This window comes from Prauserella halophila (assembly GCF_024171895.1).
Lineage (GTDB): Bacteria > Actinomycetota > Actinomycetes > Mycobacteriales > Pseudonocardiaceae > Prauserella > Prauserella halophila.
Map to the genome: position 1 here is coordinate 291597 of NZ_JAMTCQ010000013.1, position 12742 is coordinate 304338.

16 protein-coding genes and 3 pseudogenes are annotated in these 12742 nt (G+C 65.7%); 13 read left to right on the forward strand and 6 right to left on the reverse strand.

Translation table 11 applies throughout. From position 1 onward, the window contains the following. Positions 1-171: 171 nt before the first annotated feature. Complete coding sequence (locus LY41_RS20635; protein WP_253865838.1) at positions 172-261, reverse strand: formylglycine-generating enzyme family protein; 90 nt, start codon at positions 259-261, stop codon at positions 172-174. 430 nt (positions 262-691) lie between these two features. Here LY41_RS20635 and LY41_RS20640 point away from each other — a divergent pair, with 430 nt between their 5' ends. The 5 genes from LY41_RS20640 to LY41_RS20660 are packed head-to-tail and all read left to right on the forward strand — an operon-like array spanning position 692 to position 3794. Then, a complete protein-coding gene (locus tag LY41_RS20640; RefSeq protein WP_308292286.1) occupies positions 692-1144 on the forward strand; it encodes a sulfatase-like hydrolase/transferase in 453 nt (150 codons plus the stop codon). Positions 1145-1187: 43 nt separating this feature from the next. Next, positions 1188-2522, forward strand: coding sequence for an MFS transporter (locus LY41_RS20645; RefSeq protein ID WP_253865840.1), 1335 nt, complete (start codon positions 1188-1190; stop codon positions 2520-2522). Further along, positions 2522-3106: an FAD-linked oxidase C-terminal domain-containing protein gene (locus tag LY41_RS20650; RefSeq protein WP_253865841.1), complete on the forward strand. Its 585-nt coding sequence runs from the start codon at positions 2522-2524 to the stop codon at positions 3104-3106. Before LY41_RS20645 ends, LY41_RS20650 begins: the two co-directional genes overlap by 1 nt. Beyond that, positions 3103-3471 carry a YidH family protein gene (locus LY41_RS20655; RefSeq protein ID WP_253865842.1) on the forward strand — a complete coding sequence of 123 codons (369 nt, stop codon included), beginning with the start codon at positions 3103-3105 and terminating at the stop codon, positions 3469-3471. Before LY41_RS20650 ends, LY41_RS20655 begins: the two co-directional genes overlap by 4 nt. Continuing rightward, positions 3471-3794, forward strand: a complete 324-nt coding sequence (locus LY41_RS20660; protein ID WP_253865843.1) for a DUF202 domain-containing protein — start codon at positions 3471-3473, stop codon at positions 3792-3794. Before LY41_RS20655 ends, LY41_RS20660 begins: the two co-directional genes overlap by 1 nt. A 479-nt stretch (positions 3795-4273) precedes the next feature. On the opposite strand, the gene LY41_RS20665 is transcribed toward LY41_RS20660, so the two are convergent. Together LY41_RS20665 and LY41_RS20670 are read right to left on the reverse strand one after the other, a co-directional pair. After that, a complete protein-coding gene (locus LY41_RS20665) occupies positions 4274-5122 on the reverse strand; it encodes a YmdB family metallophosphoesterase (protein ID WP_253865844.1) in 849 nt (282 codons plus the stop codon). Further along, entirely contained in the window at positions 5119-6306 is a 1188-nt protein-coding gene (locus LY41_RS20670) for a cobalamin-independent methionine synthase II family protein (protein ID WP_253865845.1), read from the reverse strand. Before LY41_RS20670 ends, LY41_RS20665 begins: the two co-directional genes overlap by 4 nt. 129 nt (positions 6307-6435) lie before the next feature. Here LY41_RS20670 and LY41_RS20675 point away from each other — a divergent pair, with 129 nt between their 5' ends. Further along, positions 6436-7323, forward strand: coding sequence for a MurR/RpiR family transcriptional regulator (locus LY41_RS20675; RefSeq protein WP_253865846.1), 888 nt, complete (start codon positions 6436-6438; stop codon positions 7321-7323). Here the strand turns inward: LY41_RS20675 and LY41_RS20680 are convergent. The 3 genes from LY41_RS20680 to LY41_RS20690 all read right to left on the reverse strand — a co-directional run bounded on the left by LY41_RS20680 (position 7320) and on the right by LY41_RS20690 (position 8497). Then, positions 7320-7880, reverse strand: a complete 561-nt coding sequence (locus LY41_RS20680; RefSeq protein ID WP_253865847.1) for a site-specific integrase — start codon at positions 7878-7880, stop codon at positions 7320-7322. The two genes, LY41_RS20675 and LY41_RS20680, sit on opposite strands and share 4 nt — an antisense overlap. A 6-nt stretch (positions 7881-7886) precedes the next feature. Continuing rightward, positions 7887-8099 carry a site-specific integrase gene (locus LY41_RS20685; protein WP_253865848.1) on the reverse strand — a complete coding sequence of 71 codons (213 nt, stop codon included), beginning with the start codon at positions 8097-8099 and terminating at the stop codon, positions 7887-7889. Positions 8100-8194: 95 nt separating this feature from the next. After that, the gene (locus tag LY41_RS20690; RefSeq protein ID WP_253865849.1) at positions 8195-8497 is read right to left on the reverse strand and encodes a hypothetical protein; all 303 of its coding nucleotides are present in this window, start codon (positions 8495-8497) and stop codon (positions 8195-8197) included. Positions 8498-9223: 726 nt separating this feature from the next. On the opposite strand from LY41_RS20690, the gene LY41_RS20695 reads away from it, so the two are divergent. From LY41_RS20695 to LY41_RS20720, 7 genes and pseudogenes are all read left to right on the forward strand, one after another. Beyond that, positions 9224-9601 carry a transposase gene (locus tag LY41_RS20695; RefSeq protein ID WP_253865850.1) on the forward strand — a complete coding sequence of 126 codons (378 nt, stop codon included), beginning with the start codon at positions 9224-9226 and terminating at the stop codon, positions 9599-9601. Continuing rightward, entirely contained in the window at positions 9595-10146 is a 552-nt protein-coding gene (locus LY41_RS20700; protein ID WP_253865851.1) for an IS3 family transposase, read from the forward strand. Before LY41_RS20695 ends, LY41_RS20700 begins: the two co-directional genes overlap by 7 nt. Then, complete coding sequence (locus LY41_RS24125) at positions 10053-10253, forward strand: hypothetical protein (protein ID WP_372493328.1); 201 nt, start codon at positions 10053-10055, stop codon at positions 10251-10253. The genes LY41_RS20700 and LY41_RS24125 overlap by 94 nt, the downstream gene beginning before the upstream one ends. A 77-nt stretch (positions 10254-10330) precedes the next feature. Further along, the gene (locus LY41_RS20705) at positions 10331-11680 is read left to right on the forward strand and encodes an IS30 family transposase (protein WP_425563728.1); all 1350 of its coding nucleotides are present in this window, start codon (positions 10331-10333) and stop codon (positions 11678-11680) included. Continuing rightward, a pseudogene (locus LY41_RS23730) lies at positions 11661-11918 on the forward strand (integrase core domain-containing protein); the annotation flags it as partial. The gene LY41_RS20705 and the pseudogene LY41_RS23730, both read left to right, overlap by 20 nt. 102 nt (positions 11919-12020) lie before the next feature. Beyond that, positions 12021-12290: pseudogene (locus LY41_RS20715) on the forward strand (transposase); the annotation flags it as partial. A gap of 54 nt (positions 12291-12344) precedes the next feature. After that, positions 12345-12634, forward strand: a pseudogene (locus LY41_RS20720) (integrase core domain-containing protein); the annotation flags it as partial. Between the last annotated feature and the right edge of the window lie 108 nt (positions 12635-12742).

A 12742-nucleotide genomic window follows, 5' to 3' on the forward strand; every position in this document is an offset into this window, starting at 1 on the left:
TGACCCCATCCGCTCGGAGAGAGCACCGCAAGAACCGCAGATCACGCGGCGGCCGGCCCGCCCGGCTCGACACCGCCGAATACCGGCACCGCAACATGATCGAACGCCGCTATTGCCATCTCAAACAGTGGCGAGGCCTGGCCACCCGATACCCGTTGGGCCGGAAGGTCGTCACTGGTGCCGTCGTGAGGTAGCCGTCACGTAACCCGTGTCCTTGACGAACGTCGCGAACGCCGCATTGGTCACCGCCGTGGCATCCATTCGGAAGGACCTCAAGGTCACGGGTGGACGGGCGCTTCCCCGTCGGCCGGGTGGCCCTCATTGAAGTGATCGCCCAGGTCGAACGTACCCCCATGGACCGAAACCTGACCGCGTGTGGAGCGCGGGGTCCTCCACATAGGGCCGGAGTCGCCGCCGTCCCCACGGCCTCCGACAGAGCCGCCACAGCACTGATTCGTCACGGTTCCTTCGATGGATCACGGATCCACGCGGGACAACTCCGCCTGGCATGACGTCATGGTGAGCAACGCAGCGTTCTTCCCACAACACGAGTCAACGGCAAGGCTTACGTACCCGTAGATAGCGTGAAGCTATCAAACCTAGAAAATACAACAATTGGACGCTATCGCACCGCGTACCTAAGCTGCGCTGACAGCAGCCCCAGCGCCGATGACGAAAGGCGAACAACGTCGTGACGCCGAACGTCCTGCTCCTCATGTCAGACCAACATGCCCCGCACGCAGCGAGTTCGTACGGCAGCACCGAGGTTCACACGCCGCACATCGATGCTCTCGCCGCCCGCAGAACCACCTTCGATGCGGCCCACTGCAACTCGCCGATCCGTGTTCCGTCCCGCGCGGCCATGGCCACCGGTCGTTACGTTCATCGCACCGGAGACTACGACAATGCTTCGCCCCACACCGGCAGCGAAGCCGCCAGCTGGGACACCGGATCGAAACCGCCGAACCGACGGGACCTGGACCAGCTCCAACAGTGCCGCAAGGAACTGCTGGCGATCTGCAATCCGGTCGAGGTCGACTCCCGTATCCGAGCACAACAACGACGTCGCGTCGAAGAACACGGCGGCATCGATGCCGTGCCGGCCACCCCGCTCACGACCCACTCTCCGGCTGGCAGGTCCTGAGCCTGCCGCTGCACCGCGAACAACTCTGAACAAAGGTGTTCTCATGTCTTTCGGAACCACCACCGATCCTGCACGGTTCCGAGCAGTCCGGAAAGCGGCACTGGGCAGCGCCGTCGGCACCACGATCGAGGCGTACGACTTTCAGATCTACGGTGTCGCGTCCGCACTCGTCTTCAGCAGTGTTTTCTTCGCGGGCGTGCCTGCATCGCTCGGCACTGTCTTCTCCTTCGCCACCCTCGCCGTGGGATTCCTCGCACGACCGCTCGGCGCCGTCATTTTCGGCCACTTCGGCGACAAGCTCGGCCGCAAAAATATTCTCGTCATCGCACTCATGGGCGCAGGTGGGTGCACCACGCTCATCGGCATACTGCCCAGCCATTCATCGGTCGGACTGTGGGCGCCAACACTGCTCGTTGCGTTGCGTCTGTTCCAGGGCCTGTTCCACGGCGGCGAACAGGGCGGTGCGTTGCTCATGGCCGTCGAACACGCCCCTGCTCACCGCAAGGGGTGGTACGGAAGCTGGGCATTCCTGGGGAGTCCAGGCGGAACGCTGCTCGCCGCCGGAGCCGTGGCGGTCACCATGGCCGCGACGGGGGATGCGTTCCTGACGTGGGGATGGCGAATTCCTTTTCTGATCAGCTTCGTGCTACTCGGGGTCGGCATCATCATCCGTATGACGGTGGCGGAGTCGCCGGAGTTCGAGAAGGCCAAGGAAACGGGTCACCATTCGCGGTCTCCGATGATCGATGTGCTCCGCAACTCCTGGCGTCTCGTGCTGACGGCCATCGGTGTGAACGTTGGTTTCAACGCGCTTATCTGGGTGCTTTTAGCATACACATTGTCCTACGGAACCGAGTACCTTGGACTCGACCGTCAGTTCATGCTCGGCAATACGCTGTACGGCGCCGGGGCGATGCTTGTGAGCATCCTGTTTTTCGCCCGGCTGTCGGACCGCCTAGGCCGGATGCGCGTGATGCTCTGTGGCGCCGTGTTCTGCGTGCTCTACCCGTTCCCCTTCTTCGCGCTTCTCGACACCACGGAGCACAGCGTCGTGACCGCGGCCGTGGTCGCCGGGTTCATCGGTTCGTCGGCATTGTTCGGTCCCATGGCGGCATTCCTGGTCGAACTGTTCCCGACCAAGGTCGCCTACAGCGGAGTGTCACTCGGTTATTCGCTCGGCGCCGTTCTCGGCGGCGGTCTCGCCCCGTTCGTCTCCAGCGTGCTGATGCGGGCCAGCGGCGGCGCGTACTGGAGTGTCGCGCTGTATCTGACCGCGGGCTGTCTGCTGACTCTGGTGTCGTTGCTCTACCTACGGCGCCGCGCCGCGCGAACCACGTCGGCGACCCTGCCCGCCAAGGCGAAGGTGCACACTCAGTGATGGAACAACCACGGATCTCGACGACCGCGCCCAGCGATACCGTTGCAGACCTGCTCGCGACACTGCCTCCCGGGACGGACCCGTCCAGCTGGGATTCCTCGACGATTGGCGGGAACATCGCGACCGATGCCGGCACGCGTACGCCCGCGGAACTCGACGCCATCGCACAAGCGTGCCGAGACGCCGGCGCCGTCGATGTCGTCGTCGGCGAGGACGAGGAGGAGTCCCGACAGCTCATCCAGGCGCGAAGGCTCGCGTACCCCGCGCCAGAAGCGCCCGGCCCGACCCTGGTGGACGACATAGCCGTTCCCATCTCCGCCCTCGCGACGAGGATCGTCGACCCCAACGATGCCGCGTCGACAGCCGCGGCGCACCGCGTGTTCGAGGAGATCGCCGAGAGCGCGCTACAGCTGGGCGGGACTGTCACCGGAGAACACGGCGTCGGGCTCTTGAAGGCAGCTCTCCTCGAACGCGAGCTCGATCCGGTGGCCTCCCAGCATCATCGGCAGCTCACGGATTTGTTCGATCCGGACCACATCCTCAATCCCGGCAAGATGCTCCGCAGCCCGGCGGTGCAGTCGTGACAAACGGAAACGACGCCGCTGAGCAGGCCGACGACGAGCCCGACTACCGGTTCACCCTCGCCAACGAACGGACCTTCCTGGCCTGGTGCCGCACCGCACTCGCACTCACCGCCGGTGGTATAGCCGTGGTCCAACTCATTCCCGAGCCAGCACTCGCCACCGTGCGACAACTGTTCGGCGCAGCCCTGGCAGCTTCGGGCGGCGCTATTCCAGTGATCGCGCTGCGGCGGTGGCGACGGGTGCAAGCAGCCATGCGCCGAGACGCCGCTCTGCCTGAAACTCGGCTGCCGCAAATATTGTCCGTCACCCTCCTGGCCAGCGCTGCAACCATTCTCGGACTCGTCATGCTCGCCTCCTCGACCTGATGCCCCGGCCCGCACCCGACCGCCCAGGACTCCAACCAGAACGCACGGAGCTCTCATGGGAACGCACCGCGGCGGCGTTCCTCGCCAACGGCATTCTTATTCTCGTCCGACCGCACGAACCCCTGACGGTTCCACGCGTCGGCATCGCGATCGCCGCCATCGCCACTGCGGGCACAGTCGCGTGGTTCGGCGGCCGGCGCTCACGCCGCGTGCAGGATCAGCGGACCCTCCGCGTTCGGAACCGGTGGCTCACCGCCATCGTCGGCGGCTTCAGCGTCACCGTGTTCCTCTACCTGCTGACCGCCGGCGCGCCCCGGGCCTGACCCACGGTCCGCGCCACCGCGCTGCGGTCGAACCAGGCGGTGCCCATGCTCGTTTCCCGATGACGGACCGCCTGCGACCGGACTGGACATGGGGATTCGCGACGACAGGGCTACCTTCGCTCCGACTGTCGATTTCGAGGACGAGGAGTCCTACCGTCGGTACGACACCAACCCACAGCACGTCCGTCTTCGCGCCGGCTGTCTCGCTCCGCTCTGCAGCAGGATCGACCGAGTCCAGCTCCCGCTCCGGTACGTTACCCGGGACATGGCATCTCTGCACGAAACCGGCCCGACAACCGCGGGGTAGCAGGTTGAGCTCCGCGGTCCGCTCAACATCACCACCAACCTCGCCGTATCGCACGAGCCGACGTTCACCATTGCGCCGCGCTTCCCGTCAACGACGGACCCCGCCGCCGCGTCGCTCCCGGCGGCGAGGGTGCGACGGGGTGTTGGTCATCTGTCCTCCTGGCGGTGTCACGTCAGCTGATGCGGGTGATCGCCGTGGTCGCTCCGGTCGCATCGATGTCCATGACGACCGCGCCAAGGGCCAGTGGGCCTTCGGCAAGGGTGTAGGCGGGCAGGGCGGTGTGGTCCTCGCCGCGTAGTTTCGCGACGAAGTGCATCGGGTCGAAACCGCCCCCGGTATGGCCCAGCCGGCCGGTCATCCCCAGCTCGGCGACGTACCCGGTTCCGCCGGACAGTACGTGCCCGCGCAAGGTCGGGTCGTGAGTGTGGGTGCCGACCACGCCGGCGACCTGGCCATCGATCGCGGCGGCGAAGGAGGCCTTCTCCCACGGGGACTCGCCATGTAGGTCGATTACCACGGCGCCGGGCAGGTCGTGTTCGGCGGTGATCTGGCACCAGGACGGCCACAACGGTCTCGGCGTGGGCGCGGCCATGCCGGGCAGCTCCGCGGTGGGTGAGAGCAGGTTGATCACAGTCAGGGTGGTCTCGCCGCCGCGCAGGGTGAGCAGGCCTTGACCCCGGTCCTCGTCGAGATTGAGTGGTCGAACGACCTGCGGGTAGGCGAGGAGCTTGTCGACGTCCGGGCCGTCCCAGGAGTGGTTGCCACCGGTGATGGCGTCGACGCCGGCGTCGAGGAGCTTGTCGATGATCTCGACGGTCATCCCGAATCCGTCCATCGGATTCGAGCCGGTAACCGCGCAGTTCTCGGCGTTGACCACGACCCAGTCCAGGCCGTGCTCGTCGCGCAGCTGCGGAACCCGGTCCGCGAGCCAGTCCGCAGCCTCCTCGCCAACGACGTCGCCGACGCACAGCACCCGCATCGCGCCACTGCCCGCCCCCGTCCGGGCCTCGATGGTGCTCATGCGCTGAACTCCACCGCGCGCGACGACCCGCGCGGAGCGCGCAGCTGCTCGGTGGCCAGGCGGGCTCCCTCGACCAGGGAACCGAGCTTGGCCCAGGCGATCCGCGGGTGCACGGGCAGGAACGAGGCGAAGGTGGAGAAACCGCAGTCGGTGCCGGCGATGACGCGCTCGACCCCGACGGTGCGGGCATAGCGCACGATGCGCTCGGCGACCAGCTGCGGGTGCTCGATGTAGTTGCTGCAGGTGTCGATCACTCCCGGGACGAGGATCTTGTCCGCGGGCAGTGAGTAGTCCTCGAACACCTGCCACTCGTGGGCGTGCCGAGGATTCGCGGCCTCCATCAGGACCCCGCGGGGTCGCCCGGTCATGACGATGTCGACGATGTCGCCCAGGTCGACGTCGCGGTGGTGCGGGGACTCGTAGTTGCCCCAGCACAGGTGCATTCGCATCCGGTCCGGATCGATCCCCGCGGTGGCGACGTTGAGGGCCTCGATGTGCCCAGCGATAGCGTGACGGAACTGCGCGACGGTGGCACCGGCGTACTGGGCGTGGCGGCCCATGGCCAGGTCCGGGCAGTCGATCTGCAGTACGAATCCCGCGGCGACGATGGCCTCGTACTCGGTGCGCATCGCCTCGGCCAGCGCCCCGAGATAGGCCTCGTGCGAGCCGTAGTACTGGTCGGCGAGATAGGCCGCGATTACCCCCGGCGACGCCGCGGTCACCACGACCTCCGACGGCGCCCCGTCACCTGCCGAATCCACCGCCTCACGGAGCTCCTTGAGCTCCTGGGCCAGAGCCTCACCGCCGGTGTAGCGAACGGGCCCGATGCACGACGGTGTCGCGGTCACCAGCCCGTCCAAAGCCTGCGCGGTGATCTCCGGATAGTCGTCGAGGTCGGCCAGAGAGAGGGCTCCGGCTTCACCGTCGAAGCCCGACATTCGCTCCTTCACGTACGTCGCGTAGCCGATCTTGCCCTGTTCACCATCGCTGCCGACATCGATCCCGATCTCACCCTGGCGCGTTAGGACCTGCTGGGTCGCGTCGCGGACCAACCCCGGAAGCCGGGCCAACGACTCTTCGTTCGCGATACCGCTCTCACGCGCGACCATCAACTCGGCCAGCTCGCCCGGGCGCGGCAGGCTGCCCGTATGGGTGGTCAGAACACCTTCTGCGCTGCTTGTCATCATAATTACCAGAAGCTAGGGCCGCCCCGAAAACGGAGATCGGACTGAATCTGAACGATGGATGGAACTTCCGTCCACAAAATATGGAACAGATGAAATGTGGCTTCCTGGCTGGCCTAAAGTGACGCCATGGACCGCTCCGTAACCGCTCGACCCGCGCTCGATCACCGCCCCGAACCCAAGCTGGCCGGGCCGATCAGCGCCCGGATCCGGGCGCTACGCCCCAGTCTCTCGCCCACCGCGGCCCGCATCGGCGACGCGGTCCTCGCCGCCCCCGCCGAGATCGTGAGCCTGACCGTCACCGACCTGGCCGACCGCACCGGCACCTCGGTCGGCAGCGTCGTGCGCTTCTGCCAGGACATCGACCTCAAGGGCTTCCACGACCTCAAGCTCCGCCTCGCCGCCGAATCTGCGACGCCCGCGACTGCCCGCCCGCACACCGACAGCGCCCCGGCCAACACCATCGAGACAGTTCTGCGGTCAGCGGTCACCGGACTCGAGCAACTTCCCGCCACGCTCGAACACGCCACCCTCCTCCGGATCGCGCGCGAGCTACGCCGCGCCGCCCGTGTACTCGTCGCAGGTGTCGGATCCTCCGCACCGATCGCCATGGACGCCGGGCACCGGCTACGCACCCTCGGCGTGCACACCGAGGTGTTGACCGACCCACACCAACAGCACCTGGCCGCCCGCATGCTCGGCACCGACTGCTGCTGCCTGGCCATCAGCCACACCGGCCAGACCCAGGAGACCCTGACCGCGCTCCGTGCGGCCAGGGACGCCGGTGCCCTGACCATCGGCCTCACCAGCTACCACCGCTCGCCATTCACCGAACTCTGCAACCAGGCAATCGTCGCCGGCGCCACCGAACTCCACGGCCTCGAAGCCACCGCCAGCCGTCTGGTCCACCTCGCCGTCATCGACGTCCTCGTCGCGCTCGTCACCGACCTCGACCCAGCCGCAGCCGCACAGGCCGAACAGCTCTACACCGACGCCGTCGCTGCCCACCGCGTCTAGTGCCCCAACTTGCGCTTCGGCAGTCGAGAACCCAGGATCTCGGCTGCCTTTCGGTCACTCGCGGCCACCCACGCCGCGTACACGCGGAGCGTCGTCGCTCCTCCCGCGCCGTGACCCAAGCGGCCGGCGACCGTGCGGAGGTCGACGCCGGCACTCAACAGTTCGGTTGCCGAGAAGTGGCGGAGTGCGTGGATGTGGGTGTTGACCGGTGGGTTCAGGCGTGCCGCCATGCGCTTGTACCGGCGGGAGATCGCGTCCGGCGGATACGGCGTGGTCGCATCGGCACTGCGCGCCCCCATGAACACGAACATGTCTTCAGTAAGTTCCATGCCCACCTCGGCGAGCTCGTCGCGACAGTTCTCCTTGTGCGCGCACAACAGCGTGACCGTCTCCGAGTCGAGGGCGACACGGCGCATCTGATGCGTCTTCGTGTCCTTCTCCAGCCCCCGACCCTTGCTCTGCACATAGGTGTGGCGGATCTCGACGGTCTCGGCATGCAGGTCGACGCGCGACCAACGCAACCCGGCGACCTCCGCCCGCCGCATGCCCGTGGTCATCACCAGTCACACGAGGGTTCCCCAGTCTTCGCCCAGTTCGAACGCGGCCTCCACCAGCCGAGCCGCGTCAGCCGGCGTCGGGGGCTGGGGATCCGGCGGGCGCAGTTTCGGCCGCTGGGCGTTCTTGGCTGGATTGCTCTCGATCCACTCCCACCGCACCGCCGCATTCAGCACGCTGCCGATGATCGAGTGAAGCTGCCGCACGGTCGAGGCCGCCATCGGCTTGCACTCATGGGCCACGTAGCCCGCGGCAACACAGTCATGCTCCCCGTCGGCCTTGTGCTTCCCGACGAACGGCTTCCCATCGCAGCACATCAGCCGACATAACTGTCGCGGGTGCTCTGCTCGATGTCGACGGTCCGCAACCACTCATCCACCGCATAGCCGAACCGCACCGTCGACGCTGTCGACCGCTGCTTGAGCACCTTGGCCCGCAACTGCGTCAGCGTGTTCTCGGCCTTCCGCCACGCCGCATCGTCCGTGCCGTTGATCTTCTCGCGCAGCTGCGTCCGCCGCCCCGTCACCGGATCAGTCCCGGCGAACACGACAACACGAACACTGTCGCCGCGCCGCTCGATGCGACCGTGCTGACGACCTCCGGAACGGGTGCGAGCCATACCCTGACACCACTCCTGACCCAAACCCGCACCCAAGAGTCGGAACCCAGCTGGACGATCGATCGAACCTGCAGGTCACAAGGGTGGGCCGGGTCGGACTTGAACCGACGGCCAAAGGATTATGAGCCCGCAAAATCACCCGTCAGGAGTAGAAACCGCAGGCAGCGCAGCGGACCATCGGCTGCATCGTCGCACCTTGGGCACCGGGCGGAGCCAGTTCATGGACAGAACCATGGACAAGCCGCGCCCGACTCCAGCGCCGTATCTGAAGAATGCCGCCAACCGTGCCCAGGGCCGCTCGGGAGTTGAGGAACGAGGCCACGCCGACGGCCATTTCAGGCTGGAGTGATCCCGCCAAGCTGTGGCCGGGCCGAAGGTTCTGGGCGGAACCGCGGGATTCGTACCCACGACCCATTGATCCCCGGTACTCCCCGCGGGCGTTCTCACTCATCACGTAAGCACTGAGGCAAGAGGGGCGGCTCCGCACGTCTGCCGCGGGCAGCGTGGTCGACGTGCGGTCTCCACATGCCCTCCTCACGAGCACCGTTCAAGCACGGACTCAGTCTGGTGCTGACAGTGCTCGCCGGACGTCGACGGGCCAGGGCTCCGTTGCCTCGACGGTGTGGGTGGGCATAGCGGTGGCGTTCAAGGCGGCGTTGAGTGCGTGGGTGGGTGAACCGCCCCGGGGTTGATGGAGGCTCTGTCCTTGAGTGAAGGATGGAGATCATGGCGGCGAAGAGGTACTCGCGAGAGATGCGGGAGCGTGCGGTAGCGCTGGTACGGGAGTGCCAGTCTGAGTATGACTCGCAGTGGGAGGCGATCTGCTCGATCGCGGCGAAGGTGAACGTGTCGTCGGAGACGCTGCGCAAGTGGTTACGGCAGGCCGAGGTCGATGCGGGACAACGGCCGGGTGTCTCGAGCGAGGAATCGGCCGAACTGAAGCGGCTGCACCGGGAGAATGCCGAGCTGCGGCGATCGAATGAGATTCTCAAGGCCGCGTCGGCTTTCTTCGCGAGGGAGCTCGACCCTCGACCGCCACGCTCGCAACGTTCATCACGGAACACAAGGACCGGTTCAGGGTCGAGCCGATCTGTGCCGTGCTGACCGAATTCGGCATGAAGATCGCCCCGTCCACCTACTATGCCGCGTTGTCGCGCCCGAAATCGGCGCGCGAGGTGCGCGAGGTGCGCGAGGTGCGCGAGGTGCGCGAGGTGCGCGATGAGGAACTCATGAAAGAAATCACGCGGGTCTTTGAGGAGAACTATTCGGTGTATGGCGCACGGAAAATGTGGCGGCAACTGCATCGCGAGGGCATTCAGATCGGTCGTTGCTGGGTCGAGCGGCTGATGCGACGGCTCGGCCTGGCCGGGGCCCGCCGCGGAAAGACGGTGCGCACCACGGTGCAGGACAGAGACGGTGTGCGTGCAGCTGACCTGGTGAAACGTCAGTTCACGGCCGGAGCGCCGAACCGCTTATGGGTCGCCGACTTCACGCACGTGGCCACGTGGGCCGGCACCGCTATGTGGCATTTGCCATCGACGTGTTCTCCCGCACAATCGTCGGTTGGAAGGCGAGCAGGTCCAAGGAAACCGTCCTTGTTCTGGACACCATCGAGCAAGGCCTACACGAACGAGACTACCGGTATTTAGATGGCGGGTTCAAGCTCGTGCATCATTCGGACTCCGGGAGTCAGAGCGAGTTCAACTGGTCGTCGCAACACCTTGATCGTGGAGGTGTTCAGGGGTGGCGACGATAGACTGGGACAAGAAGACCAGCGATGCGTCTGAAGGGGTCCGGCGGCAGTGGCGTGCGGATCGGGCGCTTCGGCCCGCGATGCGTTCGCCCGGACGTCCTGATCCGTCGCGCGCGGTCCAGCGCCAGTTCTGGCAGCTGATCGCGACGGGCATCACGTCGGCGGAGGCGGCGCTCCGGGTCGGTGTGTCGGTTCCGGTTGGGACACGGTGGTTTCGTCACGCTGGCGGCATGCCGCCGATCTCGCTGGATGAGCCCTCGGGCCGATATCTGTCGTTCGCCGAGCGTGAGGAGATCGCGATCCTTCGTGCCCAGGAGAAGGGCCTCAGAGAGATCGCCCGCCAGATCGGCCGAGATCCCGGGACGATCTCGCGCGAGTTGCGTCGTAATGCCGCTACCCGTGCAGGTAGACAGGAGTACCGTGTCACGGTCGCTCAGTGGAAGGCGCAACAGGCCGCGAAGCGCCCCAAGGTGGCGAAGTTGGCGACGAACGGGGCTCTGCGCGAGTATGTCGCGGAGCGTCTCGAGGGGAAGGTGCGCCGGCCGGATGGGAGCGCCGTGGAAGGTCCGGAGACACCGCCGTGGACGAAGCTCAACAAGCCCCACCGGGCCGACAGGCGGTGGGGGTTGTCGTGGAGTCCGGAACAGATCTCGCATCGGATGACGATCGACTTCCCCGATGATGAGTCCCTGCGCATCAGCCACGAGGCGATCTACCAAGCGCTGTTCATCGAAGCTCGCGGCGCACTCAAGCGCGAACTCGTCACCTACTTGCGCACCGGCAGAGCGTTGCGCAAGCCGCGCGAACGCGGACGGAACAAACCATATGGGCACGTCACCGAGGATGTCGTGCTGTCGAAGCGTCCCGCGGAAGCCGATGACCGAGCGGTACCGGGGCATGGGGAAGGCGATCTGATCATCGGCACAGACCGATCCGCGGTAGGCACGCTCGTGGAGCGCTCGAGTCGCTCGACCATCCTGGTTCATCTGCCGAGACAAGACGGGTGGGGCGAGATGCCGGTGGTGAAGAACGGCCCTTCGCTCGGCGGGTACGGAGCTGTCGCGATGAACAACGCCCTGGCCGCCTCGATCACGACGTTGCCAGAGCAGTTGCGCGAGACGATCACGTGGGATCGTGGCAAGGAGATGTCGGGGCATGCCGCGTTCGCTCTTGCGACAGGCACACGAGTGTACTTCGCTGATCCGCACTCACCCTGGCAACGGCCGACAAACGAGAACACCAACGGCCTGCTACGCCAATATTTCCCCAAGGGCACTGACCTATCGCGATGGTCAGCCGAAGACCTCGAAGCCGTTGCTCTCGCTCTCAACAACCGGCCGCGGAAGGTCCTCGGGTGGAAGACCCCTACAGAGGTTTTCGAAGAACAGTTACGCTCCCTCGAACAGCCCGGTGTTGCAACGACCGATTGAACCCAAGCAGTATACGTCTTTCCGCTTCACCCAACATCTCATCGATGCCGGAATTGACGCCTCGGTCGGGACGGTTGGTGACGCGCTTGATAACGCACTCGCCGAATCGATGATCGGACTATACAAGACTGAGTTGATAAAACCGCAGGGGCCGTGGCACGATAAACGAGAATTCGAAAAAGCCACCGCCGCCTGGGTGGAGTGGTACAATAACCAACGGCTCCACGAGGCCTGCAGCTGCCGGCCTCCGACCGAGTTCGAGACCCTGTACGAACAAGGCGACCTGGCCAGCCTGGTCGCGCGACCCAGCGACGAGCCTCTACTGAACTCGGGACGATTCACCCACAAATCCGGCTCATCAATCAAGGGCGAACACCCCGCCCGCACCGGCAACCGCAAGCTCAAACGCGCGTTCTTCCTGGCCGCCTTCGCCGCCCTGCACGACCCCACCAGCAGGACCTACTACGACCGGAAAAGAGCCGAGGGCAAGAAACACAACGCCGCCCTCATCTGCCTCGCCCGACGACGCTGCGACGTCCTATTCGCCATGCTCCGCAACCACACCCACTACAGACACCCCGAACCCGTTCCCACCACCGCCGCAGCTTGACCAACCACATAGGGCCCCCTGCGTTCGCAACGATCACCAACACCGGATCAGCACCAGTTTCGCAGCAAGAAGTTGCAACAAGCGTTGTGGCGCCACCACATGCGCGGCTCGATGGGTCAGGTCGGCTCGGCCGGTGACAACGCTGCGATGGAGAGCTTTTCAGTCTCCTGCAACGCAATGTGCTCGATCGCCGCAGGTGGGCCACCCGGGAAGAGCTCCGGGTCGCGATCGTCACCTGGATCGAACGCACCTACCACCGCCGCCGACGCCAAACCCGCCTCGGCCGCTTGACCCCCACCGAGTACGAAACCATCATGAGCCACACCGCCAGCCAGGCGGCCTAAACCACTGTCACAGTTTCCTTCAGCAGCCCCGAGACTCGGTCTGTTGGTGCACTGAAGACTGTGGGCAGGTACCGCAGATAGTTGGTGATTATCTGCGGTAGTCACGGA

Excerpts from the sequence above, each read along its gene's own strand:
- LY41_RS20690 (WP_253865849.1), bottom strand. The coding sequence starts at position 8,497 with ATGGCTCGCACCCGTTCCGGAGGTCGTCAGCACGGTCGCATCGAGCGG.
- LY41_RS20670 (WP_253865845.1), bottom strand. The coding sequence starts at position 6,306 with ATGACAAGCAGCGCAGAAGGTGTTCTGACCACCCATACGGGCAGCCTG.
- LY41_RS20680 (WP_253865847.1), bottom strand. The coding sequence starts at position 7,880 with ATGACCACGGGCATGCGGCGGGCGGAGGTCGCCGGGTTGCGTTGGTCG.
- LY41_RS20635 (WP_253865838.1), bottom strand. The coding sequence starts at position 261 with ATGGATGCCACGGCGGTGACCAATGCGGCGTTCGCGACGTTCGTCAAG.
- LY41_RS20685 (WP_253865848.1), bottom strand. The coding sequence starts at position 8,099 with ATGGCGGCCTCGACCGTGCGGCAGCTTCACTCGATCATCGGCAGCGTG.
- LY41_RS20650 (WP_253865841.1), top strand. The coding sequence starts at position 2,522 with ATGGAACAACCACGGATCTCGACGACCGCGCCCAGCGATACCGTTGCA.
- LY41_RS20675 (WP_253865846.1), top strand. The coding sequence starts at position 6,436 with ATGGACCGCTCCGTAACCGCTCGACCCGCGCTCGATCACCGCCCCGAA.
- LY41_RS20705 (WP_425563728.1), top strand. The coding sequence starts at position 10,331 with ATGCGTTCGCCCGGACGTCCTGATCCGTCGCGCGCGGTCCAGCGCCAG.
- LY41_RS20660 (WP_253865843.1), top strand. The coding sequence starts at position 3,471 with ATGCCCCGGCCCGCACCCGACCGCCCAGGACTCCAACCAGAACGCACG.
- LY41_RS20695 (WP_253865850.1), top strand. The coding sequence starts at position 9,224 with ATGGCGGCGAAGAGGTACTCGCGAGAGATGCGGGAGCGTGCGGTAGCG.
- LY41_RS20665 (WP_253865844.1), bottom strand. The coding sequence starts at position 5,122 with ATGAGCACCATCGAGGCCCGGACGGGGGCGGGCAGTGGCGCGATGCGG.
- LY41_RS20645 (WP_253865840.1), top strand. The coding sequence starts at position 1,188 with ATGTCTTTCGGAACCACCACCGATCCTGCACGGTTCCGAGCAGTCCGG.